The organism is Flavobacterium sp. 25HG05S-40 (assembly GCF_052654735.1).
Map to the genome: position 1 here is coordinate 1815952 of NZ_CP199750.1, position 21107 is coordinate 1837058.

Annotated in this window: 19 protein-coding genes; 4 read left to right on the top strand and 15 right to left on the bottom strand. The window is 34.2% G+C overall.

Annotated elements, in window-relative coordinates; translation table 11 throughout:
• Nucleotides 1–28 precede the first annotated feature (28 nt).
• The 3 genes from ACULEU_RS07885 to ACULEU_RS07895 are packed head-to-tail and all read right to left on the bottom strand — an operon-like array spanning nt 29 to nt 1806.
• Nucleotides 29–517: a hypothetical protein gene (locus ACULEU_RS07885; protein WP_445452055.1), complete on the bottom strand. Its 489-nt coding sequence runs from the start codon at nt 515–517 to the stop codon at nt 29–31.
• Nucleotides 518–531: 14 nt separating this feature from the next.
• Entirely contained in the window at nt 532–1035 is a 504-nt protein-coding gene (locus ACULEU_RS07890) for a hypothetical protein (RefSeq protein ID WP_445452056.1), read from the bottom strand.
• A 3-nt stretch (nt 1036–1038) separates the two neighbouring features.
• Complete coding sequence (locus ACULEU_RS07895; RefSeq protein WP_445452057.1) at nt 1039–1806, bottom strand: MBL fold metallo-hydrolase; 768 nt, start codon at nt 1804–1806, stop codon at nt 1039–1041.
• 127 nt (nt 1807–1933) lie between these two features.
• Here ACULEU_RS07895 and ACULEU_RS07900 point away from each other — a divergent pair, with 127 nt between their 5' ends.
• The 3 genes from ACULEU_RS07900 to ACULEU_RS07910 all read left to right on the top strand — a co-directional run bounded on the left by ACULEU_RS07900 (nt 1934) and on the right by ACULEU_RS07910 (nt 4438).
• Nucleotides 1934–3400 (top strand): TonB-dependent receptor, encoded by a 1467-nt coding sequence (locus tag ACULEU_RS07900; RefSeq protein ID WP_445452058.1) that lies wholly within the window; start codon nt 1934–1936, stop codon nt 3398–3400.
• A gap of 206 nt (nt 3401–3606) precedes the next feature.
• Entirely contained in the window at nt 3607–4065 is a 459-nt protein-coding gene (locus ACULEU_RS07905) for a ferritin-like domain-containing protein (RefSeq protein ID WP_445452059.1), read from the top strand.
• A gap of 34 nt (nt 4066–4099) precedes the next feature.
• Entirely contained in the window at nt 4100–4438 is a 339-nt protein-coding gene (locus ACULEU_RS07910) for a SpoIIAA family protein (RefSeq protein ID WP_445452060.1), read from the top strand.
• Nucleotides 4439–4513: 75 nt separating this feature from the next.
• Here the strand turns inward: ACULEU_RS07910 and bcp are convergent, their stop codons facing one another.
• Nucleotides 4514–4966: a thioredoxin-dependent thiol peroxidase gene (bcp, locus tag ACULEU_RS07915; protein ID WP_445452061.1), complete on the bottom strand. Its 453-nt coding sequence runs from the start codon at nt 4964–4966 to the stop codon at nt 4514–4516.
• Between the two features lie 35 nt (nt 4967–5001).
• Between bcp and ACULEU_RS07920 the strand changes: the two genes are divergently transcribed.
• Nucleotides 5002–5667: an endonuclease III domain-containing protein gene (locus ACULEU_RS07920; protein WP_445452062.1), complete on the top strand. Its 666-nt coding sequence runs from the start codon at nt 5002–5004 to the stop codon at nt 5665–5667.
• 16 nt (nt 5668–5683) lie between these two features.
• Here ACULEU_RS07920 and ACULEU_RS07925 read toward each other — a convergent pair whose 3' ends face one another.
• The 11 genes from ACULEU_RS07925 to ACULEU_RS07975 form a co-directional block, all read right to left on the bottom strand.
• Nucleotides 5684–5827, bottom strand: coding sequence for a hypothetical protein (locus ACULEU_RS07925; protein ID WP_445452063.1), 144 nt, complete (start codon nt 5825–5827; stop codon nt 5684–5686).
• 59 nt (nt 5828–5886) lie between these two features.
• The gene (locus ACULEU_RS07930) at nt 5887–6474 is read right to left on the bottom strand and encodes an RNA polymerase sigma factor (protein ID WP_445452064.1); all 588 of its coding nucleotides are present in this window, start codon (nt 6472–6474) and stop codon (nt 5887–5889) included.
• 198 nt (nt 6475–6672) lie between these two features.
• Entirely contained in the window at nt 6673–8373 is a 1701-nt protein-coding gene (locus ACULEU_RS07935; RefSeq protein WP_445452065.1) for a family 16 glycosylhydrolase, read from the bottom strand.
• Between the two features lie 81 nt (nt 8374–8454).
• On the bottom strand, nt 8455–9366 hold the full coding sequence (locus ACULEU_RS07940) for a glycoside hydrolase family 17 protein (RefSeq protein ID WP_445452066.1): 912 nt from the start codon (nt 9364–9366) through the stop codon (nt 8455–8457).
• Nucleotides 9356–11725, bottom strand: coding sequence for an MFS transporter (locus tag ACULEU_RS07945; protein ID WP_445452067.1), 2370 nt, complete (start codon nt 11723–11725; stop codon nt 9356–9358). Before ACULEU_RS07945 ends, ACULEU_RS07940 begins: the two co-directional genes overlap by 11 nt.
• A 23-nt stretch (nt 11726–11748) precedes the next feature.
• Entirely contained in the window at nt 11749–13206 is a 1458-nt protein-coding gene (locus ACULEU_RS07950) for a glycoside hydrolase family 30 protein (protein WP_445452068.1), read from the bottom strand.
• Nucleotides 13207–13268: 62 nt separating this feature from the next.
• Nucleotides 13269–14468: a glycosyl hydrolase family 17 gene (locus ACULEU_RS07955; protein ID WP_445452069.1), complete on the bottom strand. Its 1200-nt coding sequence runs from the start codon at nt 14466–14468 to the stop codon at nt 13269–13271.
• 50 nt (nt 14469–14518) lie between these two features.
• Complete coding sequence (locus tag ACULEU_RS07960; RefSeq protein WP_445452070.1) at nt 14519–17977, bottom strand: hypothetical protein; 3459 nt, start codon at nt 17975–17977, stop codon at nt 14519–14521.
• 46 nt (nt 17978–18023) lie between these two features.
• Nucleotides 18024–18794 carry a PKD domain-containing protein gene (locus ACULEU_RS07965; RefSeq protein WP_445452071.1) on the bottom strand — a complete coding sequence of 257 codons (771 nt, stop codon included), beginning with the start codon at nt 18792–18794 and terminating at the stop codon, nt 18024–18026.
• 18 nt (nt 18795–18812) lie between these two features.
• Nucleotides 18813–19619, bottom strand: coding sequence for a glycoside hydrolase family 16 protein (locus ACULEU_RS07970; RefSeq protein WP_445452072.1), 807 nt, complete (start codon nt 19617–19619; stop codon nt 18813–18815).
• Nucleotides 19620–19645: 26 nt separating this feature from the next.
• Nucleotides 19646–21076 carry an Ig-like domain-containing protein gene (locus ACULEU_RS07975; protein WP_445452073.1) on the bottom strand — a complete coding sequence of 477 codons (1431 nt, stop codon included), beginning with the start codon at nt 21074–21076 and terminating at the stop codon, nt 19646–19648.
• Nucleotides 21077–21107 lie beyond the last annotated feature (31 nt).

The following is a 21107-nucleotide window of genomic DNA, read 5'->3' on the forward strand; positions in this document are numbered from 1 at the left end:
AAAAATCCCGAATCTTCGGGATTTTTTATTACTCTTGTTCTGTATCACTATCTAGAATTTTTTTTCCAATTTCGCCATCACCAGAAAATTTATTCTCTGTACCTTTTTTAAGTACATATCCCTTCCACGGAACCAATTGCCAATCATTTAAAACCCAGGGTTTACCTTCAGCTTTTCTAGTCAAAACAACCGAAGTTGTATCTTTAGGGAGAAAAATTTCGGCTTGGCTTGCATCTTCATTAAATAACACATAAGCACTAAGTGTTTCATCTTCATTATCTGGCTTATCTATAGGGTTTAATTGTATTCCAGAAAATCCTTTTACACATTCTTTATTGACTTTAGACCAAACATAACCCGCAGAAGCGAGACATCCATTCTCATCCTTATCGTTCACCACAGAGGAATCTCTTGATGCTGTAGCATTTTGTGTTTCATCAATTTCTTCCTTTTGATCTACATATTTGCAGGAACAAGCAAAGAGTAAGACCAGTAGCAGGGTACTTATTTTTTTCATTTTGAGAGTTGTTATTAATTTAATGATGCTGGATATAAATAGGAATTCATGATTTCAAAAGAAACAGCACCTTTTTCGTCAATGAAATATTTTAATAGCACTTCTCCCCAAAGTTTGCCGTCGCTATAGTTAGCAACAACCCAACGATGATTGATAAGTTTAACACTGTTGATGATAAACTTTTGTTCTCCCATTTTAACTTGATCGGTATACTTATTTCCTTCAGGACTGTCGTTATAGGATAAAAGAGCTTGTTTTACTTTTTCTGAAAATTCAGCGATATCTTTTACATTGCTGCTTTCAAACAAATAATTTTGTGCTCTGTCATTGTTTTCTAATGAGAAGATGTCAGCATCGTAAGTGATGGTTCCAGCCTGAGATAAGGAATCCGCTTTGATCTCCGTTGCCTCTTTGCTTGCTTTTTGTTCGCTACTCTCCTTTGATGTAAAATATTTGTACGTAAAAATATTCATCAAAACAGCAATAATGAATAGATATAAAAATAGAGATTTTCGCATATTCTAAATAGTTATTATTAAATTGTCATAAGCCAAAAAGACGTTTTCGGGCAATCGTTGTTGTACTTCTTCATGAAATCCTAACATATGACTGATGTGCGTCAGATAGGCTCTTTCGGGTTGAATCAAATGTATGAAATCTAACGCATCCTGCAAACTAAAATGTGAATGATGTGGCTCTTCTCGCAATGCGTTCACAACCAACACTTTTACATCTTTTAGCTTTTCAATTTCGGATGCAACTATGCTTTTCATATCCGTTATATAAACAAAATCTTGAATTCGGTAACCAAAAACTTGTAGTCCGGCATGATCAACTTCAATAGGAAATATACTGGTTTCTCCAAAAAGAAAACTCTCATTATTTTTGACTTCAAAGGTTTGAACACTTGGAGCGCCGGGATATCTATTTTCGACTTCAAAAATATAGTCAAACCTTTTTTTAAGATTCTCCAAAACACGTTGATGGGCATAAATGGGCAAATCCTTTTTTTGTTTAAATACAAAAGGACGAATATCATCTAAACCAGCTGTATGATCGGAATGTTCGTGTGAAAAAAGAATCGCATCAAGTTTTGAACATTCAGAAGTCAGCATTTGCTGTCTAAAATCGGGACCACAATCTATAACAACCGAGTTATCATTCCAAGTAATCCAAACAGAAACTCGTAACCGTTTGTCTTTAGAATCGGTACTTTTACAAACGGGATGATTACTTCCAATAATGGGAATTCCTTGCGATGTTCCAGTTCCTAGAAAATATACTTGCATAATAGCACGATTTTTGATGGTAAATTTAAAAATACTTGATTTGGCTAATATAATTACAAAAATAGAAGTTAATTCTCTTTTATAAAAATAGGTATTTTAGTATTTTTGCGAAGTATACAAACAAACTATGGGAACAACTGAAACGGATATTAAATTAAAAGGAGATAAAGTTATCGAACAGATTCCTTCTTTGAAGGATAAAGCCTTGAGAATCAATCTTAACGAAAATATCTACGGAACTTTTGCCGAAATTGGAGCGGGTCAGGAAACGGTTAGACATTTTTTTAGATCTGGAGGTTCATCTGGAACTATTGCAAAAGCAATGTCCGCTTATGATAAAGATTTTAGTGATGCCATTTATGGTATTGAAGATGACGGAAGATATGTAACGGAAAGCCGTTTAAAAAATATGCTTTCACACGAAGTAGAATTGATTGAAAAGCGTTTAAACAGAGACAAACATCCAAACAAACTGTTTTTTAGTTATGCTAATACCGTTTCAACAATTGATTTTGCTAAGCAATTTAAAGGTCATGGTTGGGTTGGAATTAAATTTCAAGTTGAAGCTGAAGAAGAATATAATGAGATAACACTACATATTCGTTTTAAAGAAAATGATGCGAGATTACAACAAGAAACCCTTGGTGTCTTGGGTGTAAATTTAATTTATGGTGCTTTCTACAAACATAATGACCCTAAAAAATTATTACGCTATTTATACGATCACTTAGATAAAGATCAATTGGAGATTGATACAATCAATTTCTCTGGACCACGTTTTGCTAATGTAGACAATCGTTTGATGAGTTTGCAATTAGTGAAAAATGGCATGACAGATGCCGTAATGTTTGGTCCAGACGGACAAAATATCCTTCCGGCTGCTATTCTTTATAAAAAGAATATTTTGGCTCTTAGAGGAAGTTTCCGTCCAGTTACACAAGTAAATATGGACATGTATGAGAAATCATTAAAAATGTTCTTAGAAGAAAGTAAAGTTGACAAGGATAATACATTAGTAGTTTTTGAAATTACGTTATCAAACTTACGTTCAGAAGGTGAAATTGATGAACGAGATTTTATGGATAGAGCACAACTACTCTGTTCGTTGGGGCAAACTGTAATGATTTCGAATTTTCAGGAGTACTATAAAGTGGTGGAATATTTTGCTAGCTATACCAAAGCGCGTATGGGATTGGCCATGGGCGTCAACAATTTGGTGGACATATTTGACGAAAAATATTACCGTCATCTAAGTGGTGGCATTTTGGAAGCTTTTGGTAAATTATTTTACAGAGATTTAAAGGTATTCTTGTATCCGATGGAGGATGAAAATGGAGAAATTATAAACTCTCAAAACTTAAAAGTGCATCCTAGAATGAAAGAATTGTACAAATTCTTTGCTTACAACGGGAAAGTAGTTGACATAACAGAATTTGATCAAGATCACCTGAAAATTTTCTCTAGAGAAGTTCTAAAAATGATTAATGACGGAGTTCCTGGTTGGGAAAAATTGCTTCCTGAAGGTATTGCCGAAATTATTAAAAAATATCAATTGTTTGGCTATGACCCCAATAAAGTGCTACAAAAAATGTAATTAAAATACTCAATATTGATAAATCCGGATTGTGAAAACAGTCCGGTTTTTTTTTATCTGTTAATGCTGTAAACCATGGTCGAGATTCTGTAACATACTCAAGGGTAAAGAACCGCAAATTTGTACTATAATAATTTAATCGATTAGGCCTTTTTGCTCCAAATTAAAACTACGCATTAATTAACAAATTAAAAAAATTAAATACTATGAAAACTGAAAAAACAATTGCAGTATTAAACAAACTTATTACTATCAACAACGATAGAATCGAAGGTTATCAAACCGCATCAGACGAAACTGAAGAACAAGATTTAAAATTGTTGTTTTCTCAATTTATTGCAAACAGTCAAAAATGCAAGCAAGAATTAGCTAACGAAGTTCGCTTACTTGGAGGTGAAGTTGCCGAAGGAACAATGGTTTCAGGGAAATTCTTTCGCGTTTGGATGGATGTAAAAGCTGCTATAGCTGGAAAAAATCGCAAAGTGATATTGGACTCTTGCGAATATGGAGAAGATGTTGCAAAAGGAACTTATGAAAAAGTTTTAAGCGATGATTTAGCAGATATAACTGGAGAACAACAAACGCTAATTAGAACCCAACATGTAATACTAAAAGCGGATCACGATACAGTAAAAGCGTTGAGTGACGCATCGGTTACCTCATAATATATGATACGCTATTTAGAAGATTTACCGTGGAATGTTGCTGGTTTTAAAGCTGGTTGGAGAAATAACAGAAGTTGATTTTACTGAAATAGTAATGCCTAAAATACAGGCCTTGATTGACAAAACGGATAAACTTAATTATCTTTTGGTATTAGAAACTTCTTTAAAAAATTTCTCATTTGGAGCTTGGTTGAAAGATGCCTTAATGGGAATTAAACATCTAACGAAGTGGAATCGAGCAGCTATTGTGACTGATGTTGATGCAATAAGAAAGTTTACCGACATCTTTAGTATTTTCATACCTGGAGAATTTCGAGGATTTGAACACAAAGAGTTACAAGAAGCCATTGATTGGGTTTCTGAAAAAAAATAAACAAGGAATAATTGCTATGAAAACAAAAACCCAGATAGTAAACTATCTGGGTTTTTTATTAGGTAGGTTTTACTATTACTTCAATATCTGATCAGCATGAATTTTTGACTTCACATCAGTAATGACCTCTTCAATAATGCCGTTTTCGTCAATGACAAAAGTCGTACGATGAATACCATCAAATTCTTTACCCATAAACTTTTTTGGTCCCCAAACGCCGAAAGACTGAATTACTGACTTATCTTCATCGGCTAATAAAGGGAATGGCAAATCAAATTTTTTCTTAAAATTAGTCTGAGCTTTTGTACCATCAGCACTAACTCCCAATAATTCATAATTCTTGCTCTGAAATCTTTGATAATTGTCTCTCATGTTACAAGCTTCAACAGTACAGGTTGGCGTATTGGCTTTAGGATAAAAAAATACAACTAACTTTTTTCCTTTATAATCGGCTAATGAGTGTAATTTTCCGTCTTGGTCTTTAGCAGAAAACTGTGGTGCTTTATCTCCTTTTTGTATTGTGGTCATAAGTTTCATAAATTTACGGTTCAAATGTAGATAAAATGACAAAAAAAGAACGTGCAACATTCGTTATAAATACGTTAAAAGAATTATATCCTGAAATCCCAATTCCGTTAGACCATAAAGACCCGTATACTTTATTAATTGCTGTCTTACTTTCGGCTCAATGCACCGATGTTCGCGTCAATCAAATTACCCCTATCCTCTTTGCCAAAGCGGATAATCCTTATGACATGGTAAAGTTATCCGTGGATGAAATAAAGGAAATTATTAGGCCATGTGGACTTTCTCCCATGAAATCAAAAGGGATTCATGGTTTATCAGAAATACTAATTGCCCAACATGATGGAAATGTACCTCAAAGTTTTGAAGCTTTAGAAGCCTTACCTGCTGTTGGTCATAAAACCGCAAGCGTGGTGATGTCGCAAGCTTTTGGCGTTCCGGCATTCCCAGTTGACACTCATATTCACAGATTAATGTACCGATGGAATTTGTCTAATGGAAAAAATGTGATTCAAACTGAAAGGGATGCAAAGGCTATTTTTCCTGAAGCATTATGGAACGATTTACATCTTCAGATTATATGGTATGGAAGAGAATACTCGCCGGCTCGAGGATGGAATATTGAAAAAGATATTATTACCAAAACGATTGGCAACAAAAAAGTTCTGGAAGAATATTATAAAAAAACATCCCGTCTCATTTAGAACGAGACGGGATGTCTTAATTAGCAATAGTGTCGAAGCTCATATTACCCACTTTTACGATATTCAATGCACAAGAATATTGAAGTATTAAACGTATAGTTTCTTTTTTAGGTAACATTTTTTTTGGTGCTAATTTTCTTTTAGAGTAAAGTTTTGCCATATAAAAAACGGGTTAGTTTAAGTGTTTTATATATAACGCAAAAGATTACTTTTTATTGTTTATGAAGGTAAATAAATTTGATTTTTTTCTATTACCTTTCTCAAATTAGTTATCGCATAACGCATTCTACCTAGTGTTGTATTCACGCTAACACCCGTAATATCGGCAATCTCTTTAAAACTCATATCGGAGTAATAACGCATCATCAATACTTCTTTTTGATCGTGAGGTAGTTTCTGAATTATTTTTTTTAAATCAATATCAACTTGATTTTTGATTAATTCTTTTTCAATGTTTGGAGCATTATCTGTTAAAGAAGAAAAAACTGAAAATTCATCAGTATCTCTTTTCATCAACATCTTTTTATCATTTCTGAATTTATCAACAATCAAATTATTGGCAATACGTAATACCCAAGATAAAAATTTACCCTCTTCGTTATAGTATTTTTTGCTTTTCAAAGTGTGGATTACTTTAAAGAATGTTTCTTGAAAAATATCTTCTGTAAGATCTCTGTCTGAAACCTTTGAATAAATATATCCGTAAATTTTGGATTGGTGGCGTTCCACAAGAATTGCTAATGAATTTTCATCACCATCAATATATCTATTAACTAGAATCGCATCAGGGAGTTGCGTTTTTGCCATAATAATACCTTTTAGTATACGTTAAATAAAGCGATTTTTAATCTAAAAAGTATTTGTTTTCTATAGGCAAAAGCTGTTTTTGTGGATTAATTATAAACCAAATTTAACATAATAATTTGTTAATAGACAAATTATTATTGAAATTTAACATATTTCTGGTGATTATTTAAAATAAATTATGTGTTAGTACTGATAAATTTAGTTTAAAATGACCTTTTTTACTCGCTTTCCGGTTCCTGAATAGACTGCTATTAGGTAGATACCTTTAGGCAATTCTGATACATCAATTTTATTAGTGGTTGTTTCTGAAAATAAAACTTTATTGCCAAGAACATTGTATAGCTCTATCTTGTCAATAGGAAAATTAGAAGTTATTTCAATTGTTTCATTAGTTGGATTAGGAAAATGGAATTCCATTAAGTCTGGACTAGTTTCCAATCCCAAAGAACAACTACTGCCAACAACATAAGAAAAATATTTTGTCACCGAAAATCCTCCGGCATAGGCAAATTTAACTGCATAATTAATTGTTGCACCTGTTGTTTGCCCAGTAATCGTTCTAGTGAAAATATTTCCAGAAACATTGGTCATTTGTACTTCTGAAAATGGACTTTGTCTCCATAGAAAAGCAACAACGCCTACTCTGTTTGTATCTAGCAATTCAAAAGTTATCTTTACATCGGTTCCTAGTGTTTCAAAAGCATAATTATATCCTGATGAAAATGTTGTTGCTGCTTGTGCCTGATTATCTGTTCCCGAACAGCCAAGTACGCTTGTAGTAGTAGCATTAACCACTATTGGATTAGAAACAAAAGCGTTACCAGCTAAATCACTTGCAGAAACTGAAAAAGTGTAGTTGGTATTAGGCAATAAATTGGGCACAACAACCGATCTTTGAACACCTGAAGGACTTGCAACTGGAATAGTTCCACCGCTATATACAATTGTATAGGCAACATTTCCAGAAGCATCGTTTCCGTTTAACAATAATTCGATAGTAGAACTAGTCACCGTTCCGATTGTAGCCGTGAAATTTGTTGGCGCTTGAGTATCAACTGCTGTATTTTGGTATACCCTTACATAATCTATTTCCATAGAAGTTTGCGTAAAATTAGAGGGTATTGTTCCTGCTATTCCACCCATAGCAATGTTAAGCAAAAGATATTGCTCTGCAGTAAAAGGCCAATTACTAGGTGTTTTTACTGCCGGATTATAGGTGTAAAAAATAACATTATCTAAAAGAAACGATATTTGAAAAGGAGACCAATTCATGGAATAAACATGAAAATCATTACCTAGATTATTTGCAATTGTTCCGCCAATATTAGTAGTATTCCCGAATGATGAAGGCGTATGAAGGGCACTTTGAATATAATTTGTAGGTTGTGATGGCGTAATCCCATGTTCCATAATGTCAATTTCGCCGCAAGCTGGCCAATCTGTTGTTCCAAAAGACGCGTCAAAGTAGGCACCGTCTTCATTTACATTTTTGCCTAACATCCAAATAGCTGGCCAAGTTCCTTGGTTTACTGGAATTTTAGCTCTCACATCTACACGTCCATATAAAAAAGCGAATTTTGAATTTAAACGAGCCGAAGTAAATTGTTTGGTAATTCCTTGATTCGTGTAAGATTCTCTTTTTGCTACTATATTCAGTAAACCAGCATTAACAAAGGCATTCGTTAATTGATCGGTGTAATGTTGTACTTCACCATTAAACCAGCTTCCGCCTGCTGGTAATTGAGTTTGATGAAACCATTTGCTGGAGTTAATAGCTCCGTTGGTCTCAAATTCATCAGACCAAACTAAATTACTATAGACTACATCAACTTGAGAAAAAGCATATTGCGTGCTCAGTAAAAGAATTAAAAAGAATCTGAATAACCTATCTGTTTTCATAGCTAGAATTTTTAATGGTTGATTCAAAAAAAATACTCATTATCAACCTTTTTGAGCAATCAATTTTGTGTAAATAAGGTGTCAGAATTTCAGATGCTCCTCTTTATCCCACAATCCCCAATAAGCGCCAACATCTCCCTCTGCTCCTACTTTCCATGATTCATCAAATGATGAAAAATAAAAAACTTCAATATCATTTTGCTTTGCCCAGGATTGCGTTTCAATAAAATACCTCATAGCATTTTCTTCCGATGCGATAGCTCCTTTAAGTGAACCGCCTTCACTTGGCCAACCCGTTTCCGTTATTATGACTCTTTTACCTTGACCAGCATATTTTGCCGAGCCAAACATACTTTGCATATGATATAAAGAATACTCAATCGGACAACCTTCCCAATAGGGATAACAATTGGTTAATATGACATCACAAGCCTCTGTAATTCTTGGACGATGTGAAAACTCATAATAAGCATCAACATAACCAACAGGAATATTGGGCAAAGCTTCTTTTACTCGATGGATATATGCTATTAACTGTTCTTCTGTTAAATCACCACGATACATCACTTCGTTGCCAACTGCTGCAATATCTACACAACCTTCTTTAGCTAATGCTATTAGACTTCCTATCTCCTTCTCATTGAGTTCCAAATCATCTCCGAGCCAAGCACCAACAAGAGTTTGCATTCCGTTTTGGTGAGCAATTCTTGGAATGTGTTCATTACCTTCGATACATGAAAAAGAACGAATCCATTTTGTATAAGGCTTTAGAATCTGAATACGACGTTCTACTTGCTCAGGAGTGATAATATCACCTGGTTTTTGCCCGTCTTGATATAAACTAAAGCAAATTCCATGCATTCCATTTTCTAAAGTTTCTCGCCAAATCTCAGATAATTTCTTTACCGGTATTTGAGAGAAATCAATGCTTTTATATTCGTTTGTAAAAGTATTTTCTTCTATTGAAAAATAGTGTCCTTCTCTAAATGACATAGCTTTTTTGTTTAATTTTTAATTTTTCATTTTTGTCCCAAATGCCCCAAGAAGTTCCAACGGTTCCTTCTTGAATAACCTTCCACGATTCATCAAAAGATGAGAAATAAAATAAATCGACATCGTTGTTTTTGGCCCATTTTTGGGAGGAAACAAAATATTTTATAGCGTTTATTTCAGATGGAATAGCTGCATCAACCGCTTCTCCTTTGCTTGGCCAACCTGTTTCAGAAATTATAATTTTCTTTCCTTGAGCTACATTTTTAGTGAGTTCCATCATGTTTTTCAAATAAGATGCTGCGTAATCAATATTGGCACCTTCCCAGAATGGATAGCAGTTTACTAAAAGTAAATCGCAACTCGAAATTAAGTTCGGTTTATCTAAAAATTGATAATACGCATCAACATATCCTACAGGAATATTCGGCAATGCCTCTTTCACTCTTTTTATATATGCAATAAGTTCTTGTTCGGAAATTTCGTTTCGGTGCAAAACTTCGTTTCCAACTACAGCAATGTCCACTAAACCTAATTTTGCTAATTTTATAAGTGCATCGATTTCTTTTTCGTTTCTAGTTTTATCATTACTTATCCATGCTCCAACAACTGTTTTTAATCCCTTTTGGTGGGCAATTTCTGGAATTAATTCATTTCCTTCTGTACAAGAAAATGAACGAATCCAACTCGTGAAAGGGGAAATTATATCCAGTCTTCTCTTTATTTGTTCTGCGGATAAAATATCGCCCGCTTTTTGATTTTCGTTGTAAGGGCTAAAACAAAGTCCATGCAATCTATCATCCAAAATTTCAGAATACATGGATTCTATTTCAGCATTACTTTTTTGATTCAATTCCTTGTCAATTGAAGTGTCTATTGAGCCATTTTTTAAAAGTGAAACTAATTTTCCAGAGAGATAGGCAGAAGATTGCACTTTAGTTTTTCCTTTTCTTACCGCCAATTCTATTTGAATTTCTTTTAATTTTTCCTCTGTTAAGCCGTAATTCCACATATAATAAATTGCCGTTAGTGTACCCGCAATTGGAATAGCAGAAAAACAAAAACGCAGCCAGAATAGTGTTTCTGGAGTTTGAGTGGTTAGATTTCCATCAAAATTAATAACATCGAGAATTAAGTAACTTAATAGACCGGCAACTGCAAATCCAAATTTTACAACCCACCAATAAATAGCTCCAAAAATACCTTCTCTTCGTTGACCATAGTTAAGTTCATCAACATCGCAAACGTCTGCAGTCATTGACATCATAGTAGTAAATAAACCTCCAATTCCGAAAGAAAAGAAAGGAATAGCAATTAAAAACAAGTAGGGTTTTCCTGGAATAAAAAGAAAATAAAGCAAAATGTAGCCAAAAATCGAAATCGATTGAGAAACCAAAAATGCTTTCTTTTTGCCAATTTTTTTTGCCATTTGTACTACCAATGGAATTACAAGGAAAGTTGTCACTAATGCGCCACCACTTCCAAAAATGGCGGGCCAAATTCCGGCTGCTTGTTGATTTCCATTAAATAGATAATAAACGATAATAAAAAAAGTGAATTGAGCAACCGTATTGAACGCATTAAACGTGTAAAATGTAGCAAAACATAGTTTTCTAAAATCGGCTATTTTAAATGCTTCTTTAAATTCGTGAATTAGATTTTTAAAAATTTCACCTATGTTTCTGATGTTAATAGATTTATACGACGTTTCGTTAACCGTTGATTTTGAAGTTATAAAAAATGCTGGAACCATGGCAAAAATCATACACGGAATTCCTACCCAAATGGCTAAAGTTCTTGTAGCAACTTCTGGATTTGAGAACAATTCTTTATCGTACATTATTATCCAAAACCAAGGAACAATAACCCAAGCCCATTGGCCTATCCATTGAGCAATGGCCATAATTTGAGTTCTTTCATGAAAATCTTCACTCATTTCATAACCCATGGCTACAAAAGGAACACTAAAAATGGTCAATCCTAAATACAAGCATAATTTAAAAGTAAGGAAATAGAAAAAGTTAAAATTTACACCGTTCTCTTTGAAAATTTGCCACATTAGTAAAAACGAAATTCCCATTATCAAAGCACCTATAAATACATAATGCCTTCTTCGTCCCCAACGAGAACGTGTATTATCGGTTATAAAGCCCATAATTGGATCTATGATAAAATCAAATAATCGAGGAGCAAAAGTTAAAAATCCTACCATCCATGGATCAAAACCAAAACCTGCCAAAAGAACAACCATAAAAACCCCAAGTGCAGCGGGAAACATTTGATTAGCAAGCATTCCTACACCAAAAGCTATTTTTTTGTACATAGGAACCATTACTTTGGTATTTGTATTGTTATTTGACATGATTGAAATTTTAAATTATGTACTTAGTTTGGTTTGATCATTATAGTTTGTAATGCTTTTGCATCAATAGCAATAATTGTATTTTGTTTATTGAATTTTATTTCAATGGAATGTTTCGTTGTTGTTGGATTAAAAACTACTACCGCAATAGAACCATCTGGATTTTTTACAGCGGTTGTCATTAAATCTTTATTATCAATTACACATCCAATCTTTACAGCACCAGGTCGCATGAATTTGCTAAAATGTGCCATGGTGTAATATAAAGGCGTAAAATAAACTTCGTCTTTTTCGGGATCAACAATGACTGGAGCGATACACCAATTTTTAAACCAATTTGGTCCACCTTGTTTGTCTAAAACCATATTCCAATCGACCCAACCATCTACCCAATTGTTTAAACAACCTATGATATCATTGGCGTAGCGATTCACTGGCGCATATTTTGGATGCAAATGTTTGTCTTTTTCACTAGCCCAATCCCAACCCCAATCAGTAGCTTCTTTTTTCCAATACCAGGCATTATCATTCCAATGAGGGATTTCCGAATCGACACAACCTTCTGTTTCAATCAAATATTTATTGGGAGCCTTTTTATGTGCATATTGTAATGCTTCCGGAAAATAATCATAGGTACTTTCATACCAATGAATTGCAGTTCCAGCAAAGTATTTTGAGGTAGCGTCATTTTTATACATTGCATCAACCCATTCTGGCAAACCCGCTCTGTTTTGATCGTAGCCAAAAATCTTAATGTCTTTCCAACCCTCTTTTTCTAATTTGGGTCCAAGATGATGTTGCACAAACAAAGTCATATCTTCTGGAGAAAAATGAGTGCTTTCCCAATTGTTACCGTTGCCGTGTGGTTCGTTTATCACGGTTATTCCCCAAATGTTAATTCCTTCACTTTGATACGCTTGCAAGTATTTTGAAAAATACAAAGCAAAAGCATCATTATATTCGGGTAATAGTTTTCCGCCTACATACTTTTTATTGTCTTTCATCCAAGGCGGACAAGACCAAGGTGACGCTATTATTTTAAAACCATCTTTAGAAATAGCTTTTGCCTCTAAAATCATCGGAATCAAATCTGATCTATCATCTTCAATAGTAAAATGTTCCATTGTGAGATCATTTTCGACTTTGGCGTATGTATAATTACTCAAGGAAAAATCACAAGAGGCAATGTGCGTTCGGGTAAGCGAATAATTGGCGCCGGCTTCACTAAAATAAGCATCTAATACTTTCTTTCTATTGGCTTTGCTTAATCGGTTTAACAAATAGGCTGATGCTTCTGTAAACGAACCTCCAAAACCTGTGATGGTTTGAAATTTTTCATCAGGATTGATTGTTACAACAACTGGAGTTCCTTCCTTTGAAAATTGAGTCACTTTTGTCAAAGAATTGCCTCGTTCGGAAGTTTCATAAACTTGAACATTTAACTGTGCTTCCACTTTATAAGTATGCAATGAGAATGCCATAAGACAAGCTATTATCAAAAATTTACTATTAACTATTTTACTCTTATTACTTACCATTTCATTTAATTCTTTAAAATCGAATTCGGCACTTTAACCTCCAACCAAAGTGCTTTTTCAGAACCTTGGTAGGTTTTTGTAATAGGCTTTCCATTTCGAGTCAACCCTTTGAAAACTTGTGCGTCAACTTGATTCCAAAACACATATTTTGCCTGTGACTGTAAATTAATTAAACCGAAATGATTCTCTGAACCTAACGGATTTTTGCTGTCTTTCCAGTTTTCATCAAACGCTTCAAAATAGAAACACGAAATATTATTTTCATTAGACCATGCTCTAATTAGATTATAAAACTGAGCCGATTTATACTCATCAGTTGCTTTTGATCCTTCACTTCCGTAATGTTCGTTGGACATTGATGCCCATCCTGTTTCGCCAATATGAACCGGTTTGCTTACGCCAATTGATTTCATATAATTAACAACACTATTGTACTGCGCAACGGAATACTCTTTAGCTCTAACCATAGCAGCATCTATTTTTTCTTTATCTGATAAAGGCAACTCGTTTTCTTTTATTCCCCAAAATACAGGATTATAATGCGTATCGTGCATTGGATACGTGTGCATCGAAATATAATCTACTGCTCTAATCAATTGGTTTAAATCTTCTACATGGTATTCTTTATCACCTCCACCCCAAGAAGCAAAATTGTCCGAGCTGGTTATCCAAACCTCTTTAGGCAATCGGTGCTCTTTTTTTAAATTTTGCAAATGCAATACCCATTTTAAAATAGTATTAGGTGTAACATAATAACTAGTTGCCCATTTCACCATCGCTTCATTGCCTACTGCTATAATTTTGATTATCTCCGGATATTGATTTGTTAATCTTACTGCTTCTTCTATTTCAATAGCATTGCGTGGACTTTCTTCGTGATGCACTGGTGCAAACCCTGTCCAAGCATTTTTACAGTCTATCCATGCTCCTAACATCACATACATTTCAAAATTGGAGTCCAATTTCTTTAATTCGGTTATCGCTTTTAACAAATTGGAAACTTCTTCATAATGCACATTGTAAGTGCGCAATACTTTAATATTTAATGCAGAAAGTATTTTTAAATCTTCTTTAATTTCTGCGACTGTTGGTTGTTTTTCTCTTGTATTAGTTCTATATCCACCATAACAAATGGCTTGATAATTAACATTTCCTAATAACTTTTCTGCCGTCATTTCTTTTGCAACTAAATTTCTTGTATTCATTTGATTACATGATATCCCAACTAGTAATATGATGTAAAGTAAACTTTTCATTATCGTAGGTTTTCATCAGATAAATAAACTTCAACCATTGAAATCTCATCTGTTCTGTTGCAGATTTTGGTACTCTCTTCTTCGTTCAATTCTAGTTTTTCAAAAGTGACATTAGTACCATTACTATAATGCACTATTAATTTATTTGCAGAAGCTATTTTATAAAGTATCGGAACTTGACAAAAAGTAAATGCTAAGGTGTTTTTCTCAAGTTTTAGAGTATTTTTTGTTCCGTTTACCATTACAAAAGTCACTTCAGTATCCTGAGAAAGGAATTCTTCTCTTTTAAGAAATCTTGGGTAAAACTGTAACTTACCGTTATGCATTTCAACACCCAATTCACCTATTCTAGTTAGAATATCTTCTTTTACTTGTCCTGTCATACCAGGTTGCTGCGCTCCTTTATTAAAAGGCGTATGCGAATAAGGGTCTGTTGGAAAAGCGCCGTAAACATCAGGTGATTTGTGAACACCGATTCCGTCTCCAATTTCGTCAAAATGCACCAATAACGATTTGATTATCATTGGATCTTCCTTATCTTTATAGGCCGCATTAATAACTTCGAGAACCGCTAAATGCAGTTTTGAAACCATGTGCCAATATATAGAGCCTAATCCTTCATAGCCATAAAAAGTTCCGGAACGTCCTGTAAAAGCTTTGTGATTGAAAACATCCTCAAAAATTTGGAGCACCAAATTGGATTCTGATGCCACTAAGTCTTTAAATTCAGCTACATTGCCAAGCTGATTAAGTGCTTCTTTTACATCATTGGCATTATGAAAATTGCCATTGAAATGATAATTGCCTTTAATGTCTTGGTTTATAAGTGAAAGATTAGTGTTTTTCAATAATTGATTCAGTAAAACCGATTGTGCTACTTTGTCTTTTGGGATTGTGTTTTTCTCTAAAAACTTAGGAAGTGCTTTGTTTGGATATAAAATGTAACTGTTTTGATCACTTCTATACAAAGCACTATTTAGCAAAGAATCCAATGTGTTTAGCGCTTCTTTTGCTGAAAGAAATCCTGAACTTAGCACAGCAACTTGACCTTCAAGCATTTCCGGCAGGTGTGAAATCGAAATACCATCGTTTTCAACAGACATTAAGTTATAGGCATGGAAAAGCTGGTCTTCCCTTTCGTTGGCTTTGATAGCATGTTCAATAAAATCGATGCTGACCTGAGTAAATTTTCGCAAACCATCCATAGAATGCGTTCGTTTTTTACCCCAAAAACCACTGTTGTACACTTGAAAACGGTATTCAGCCGCAGCTTGACCTAATGCATCTAAAATTTTCTTTCGATCTTGATTGGAAATGGAACCCGATAATAGCGGTTGAAAAGCGATCAGGTTTTCTCTAATGGCATGATAAAACTCGACCATTTCATTAGATATCTTAATTGTTTCCTGATTTGTATTTTCTAATAATTGTTGGAAAAACTTAAGAAATCTTCTTAAGTAATAAAGCGTAACCATAGAAACTCCATTACCAACAAGAGCATTGTTAGCATCGTTCCATTCTGGTCGTTGCGTGTTCATCCAGATACCTGCTTCAGGAATAAAGTTGGACATTTTTGCCAAAACAGTTGCCAATATTTTTTCGATTAAATTGACGTGATAAATTTCATCGTTATTATCTCTGAGCAACGCACCATCGGCACCATTTTGAAGACGACGTTTATTTATTTTGGCATCCCATTCATGATTGAATACTATTGTATCCTTTGGATTTTTTAAAATGTCCTGATATGATTTTATAGTGTAAGGCACTGCTGCATATACAAAACATTCCTTATCAAAATAAGAATTCAATTTTCCGGGTTGATACTTCTCAATAAACTCTAAGAATTTTAATAAATAGATAATTTGATGATCACCCCAATAGCCAATATAGGACCAAGGATTATCAGGTTCAATTGTTTCCCAATCAAAACCATCTTTGGTAACGCGATACGGATTGTAACCATCAAAGGTAGAGGCGTTCAGAAATTTATGAATCATTCCCTCTATAAACTCAGGATAGGCATAGGATAATGCTTCCCAGTTTTGAAAAATATCGCGCCAGTTTCCTTCGTAATCTAATATTTTAGAACCGTCTATTTCGCTTCTGGTATTGATAGAAAACTTATTCCATGGTCGACTAGGATCACCGTGTCTTCTGCTAAATTTCAAAGGTAAATATTCGATACACAATCGAATTAAGTCAGCGTTATCACTATTTGAAAGCAACTCTTGAAAATCAGAATAATTAAAAACTTCCGGTAAATTATTTAAAAATGATTTTTCGCTTTCAAAAACTGCTTTATTTGCTTTAGCCAAGTAAATGACAAAGTCTGCTTTTTCGATTTGATAATTATGATCAAAAATACCTCCGCGCATTATATTGAATAATACATTAGAAAAGTGTCGGGTATCTTTACGATGATCTGCGGTAAATTGCAATCCGTCTGCTGTAGCATTTAGCGCTATCAGATTTTGTTTTCCTAACTCGACATCCGCAACTAATTGATTATTTAATGACTTGTCGTTACAAATAGCATCCGTTAATTGGATAACCTGTGATTGATTTTGATTGACATTAGCAATAATCTTCCAAGACTTTGATGATCCTTTTTCTAACAATAGTGTTGTTGAGACAAAATAGGCTCCTTTCTCCCCTTTAACATCCGTTTCTTGAACCATTTTTTGAATGTTTCTGAATGCAGGAAGTTGTTTCGATGAAAGTAAATAAATAGGATTATCCAATCCTAGTGACCAAGCTATATTGGCCTTTAGGGCTTCACTTGGTTCCGCTTTATCAACAATTATGGCACTTAAAGCAAATATTCCGAGACCGCTATCTTCATGAAGTTCATTTCTTTTATAAGCATCAACTAAATTACTCGTTGTAGCTTGTAAATCACTGTTTACGCCTTGTGGTAGCACATTTTGAATACCGTCTACAAGTGTTATTGCTAAATCGGAATCCGAATGGTTAATTATTGTTGAAGTCTTCACAAAACCAAAGACATTACTAGTACTCCATTCATATCGAAATGTCAACTGAAAATCATGGTGTACCTCTTCAAAAATTATTTTATTTCCGTATACACTTTTGTATAAATTTCGGGTCAAATTATAATTTTCATTAAAACGTTCTGAGAAAGGTTCCCATATAAAAGTTTCCTCGTTTACATGAATTTGAAAAATGGATTTACTACCTGTGATGTCAGCAAACTCCGTTATTTTATCATCAGTATAATACGGAAAAAGAGCAAACTCAGCATTTTTCCTTCCTGCGGTTAAACCACCGTTACTTGAAATGAAAAGCCAATGATTAGAATCGCTGACCAAGCTCATAAAAAACGGTCTCATCAGGTCATGGTTCGCGATTTTGAAAAACTTATCGTCGTTAATCATTACATCTTGAAACTCAATTTTAGTCTTATCTTTAGATGTAAGAGTTTGTGAATCGGTCATAAAATTCAAATGAAGGCATTAATTATTTATATTTTTTTGGTAAAATCTAAGGCAAAGGATTTAGTGTAACGTTGTCTATGTTTACTCTGCCTAATGCCGCGCCCATGTCAAAAATGACTCTTGAATTGGTACTAGTAAAATTGGCCACCAAATCAATACTAAAATTTTGAACCGTTGTAGTTAAATTTCTTGTTACAGATTGATTCGTAAATGGGTTGCCACTTAAACCAATACCTACAATCATAGTTCTATTCACATCAGACCATGCATCAAACGTAAGTCGATAAGTGGTTCCTTGCGTTAAGTTTAATCCAATATGTGATAAATTAACATCAAAAGGGTTACCTACTGCGTTAACTGGAATAGAAAAATAAGTATTATCATTTTGAGTTACCAAAAGCCCTGAGGGTAAAGCGGTTGCAACACCTAAAGTCCATGGCGACGTTCCTGTTTCAAAATCGCCATTAATAACTAATCCACCTTGAAAAACAAATACATATATTGTACTACTGAATGTACTTGTAGCACCTGTTTTGGTATTTTCAACTGTAAGTGTAACTTCGTAATTTCCTGTGAGAGCAAAACTTTTTACAGGATTTTTAGCAATACTACTAGTACCATCTCCGAAGTCCCATGCAAAACTATCTGCATTATCTGATGTATTAATAAATTCAATTTTACCAGGTGCTTCTTCTCTAACATAAGTATACTTGGCAACGGTTTCGCCTATAGCAACATTATCTTCATCTGAAATATCACAAGCGATAAAACTTAGAAAAACAAATAAGACGCTAAATATTTTTATTGATTTGTTCATGATTTTGTTGATTATATATTATTGATAAACTCGAACGTAGTCAACAATCATTCTTTGTGGAAAAATTGTGTTAGCATCTGGGTTTCCAGGTAAATTACCACCTACGGCTATATTCAATATCATGAAAAAGTCGTTATCAAATACCCATTCGCCACCTTCTTCTTCTACTTTAGCTCTTGTGATTTGGCTGTATAAAACATCATCAACATACCAATTGATATGTTTTTCAGTCCATTCAACACCAAAAACATGGAAATCAGTATCAAATCTGCTATTTGTTAAACTATATCTTTTAGATAAACTATTTCCACCAAAAACAACCGGAGCATGAAGAGTTCCCAAAACTTCAGTTGGATTATTTCCCAAATATTCCATGATGTCAATTTCACCACATTGTGGCCAACTAACCTGATCAATATTGCTACCCAGCATCCAAAAAGCCGGCCATAAACCTTTGCCAAGAGGCAATTTGATTCTAGCTTCAAAACGACCATATTTTTGGCTGAATAAATTTTGCGTTTTGAGTCTGGCAGAAGTGAAATTGGCTCCTAAATAACTTTCCTGCTTGGCAGTGATGATTAAGTAGCCATTTTGAACCACAACGTTTTCTGGTCTATCGGTATAGTATTGTAATTCATTATTTCCCCATCCATTGCCTCCGATGTCAAAAGCCCAAACAGCAGGATCTGGAGCACCATCAACATTAAACTCTTCACTCATTACTAATTTATTTTTTGTCGTAACCTTTTGTTTTTCATCAGGGGAACAACCTATAAATAGAGCAAATGTGCTGGATAACAGAACTATTTTTAATGTAGTATTCATTTTTTATGATTTAATTTTAATATTTATTAATTGTAGAAGTACATATTATCTACATAAAGTACAGAGTTATCTCCACCTTCTAAAATAATTTGTGCCAGATGAGATTTACTTAATAAACCTGGCATTGCAGAAAATGGAATATCAATTTGTACCCAATTTTGGGAAACTAACGTTGGTGCTGTAAATGTTGTGGAATGACGTGTATCATCGCCTCCTCCGAAGGCACCATTGGCACCAAAATCTACTACAATAACTCGTAATTGTCTTCCAGGAGCAACAGGTCCAGGAATAAAAGCATCTAAGTGGAAATGCGTCATTGCTGTAGCATTCACTGTAGGACTACTAAATTCAATACCCACAAAATTGAAAATGGAATACCCTAGTACATTATCAGTACCAACAGTAAAATCGCTCGACAAAGTGGTTTGCCAAGGAGCCCAATATCCGTTGTAATAATTTACAGGAACATTAGCGTAGGCATCCGAAAAGATTGAAATTACGTTAGCTGGATTTCTTGTTGGAGGAGTTGGAGCGTTAGTAAAAGCCCCAACACAATTAATGGTTAAACTGCCCGTAGCAGGTACTCCATTAATTGTAGCAGTTATTACAGTAGTTCCTTGGCTTAAAGAGGTTACTCTTCCATTTTCATCAACAGTTGCAACGTTTGGATTAGAAGAGGTAAAGTTGCAATAAGAGGTGCTTAAATTTACTATTTGATTTCTACCATTTGGCAAATTAAAAGTGGATATAATGCCTTCAACATTAGAGTTAACTCCAACAAAAGTAGTTTCTGAAACATTATTACCACTCATTATTGAAGCCTGACTTGCCACTATGGTACCTAACTTTTCAAATTTTAATTCGTCAATCCAAAAAGTAAAACCGAAACCATTGCTACTCTGTGTTCCTGCAGAGAAGATAAACATTCCACGTTCTTGGGTTAATTTAGAAGGGTCTGGTATAGGAATTATGTATTTTCTCCAATCAGTAGATAACTGAATGTTATCAGCAGTTACTTGATGTTTATTCTCATCAAAATCTACTCCAAAACCAACAGTACCAATAGAAGCAGTCGTAGAACCTTTCGCCCAAAACGTTAGGGCGTCATAACCCGTTAAATCTCTACCTTCACCTCTATCTCTAAAGATACCTCCAATGTAGCCTCCATCCGGATCGTTAGGAGCCGGAACATCTATTCTAATAGAAGTATTTCCGATATAAGCCACATCATCATCGGTTCCAAAACCTGTTGGATTTGCGCCACCAGCAGGGTCAAAAGATTCAAAAAAAGCATCAGTTAACCCTACAGGAACATCTGTAAAAATGTTAGCTGTTTTTGGATAAGTTGCTAAGACGGCATCATCAGAAATGTCTCTTTCACAATTTGTAAAGCCAAGCAATATAGCTATCGCTAATAAACTTGTAAAACTTAATTTTTTATTAAACTTGTATTTCATGATTGTATATTTTAATGTTATTTAATGCTTT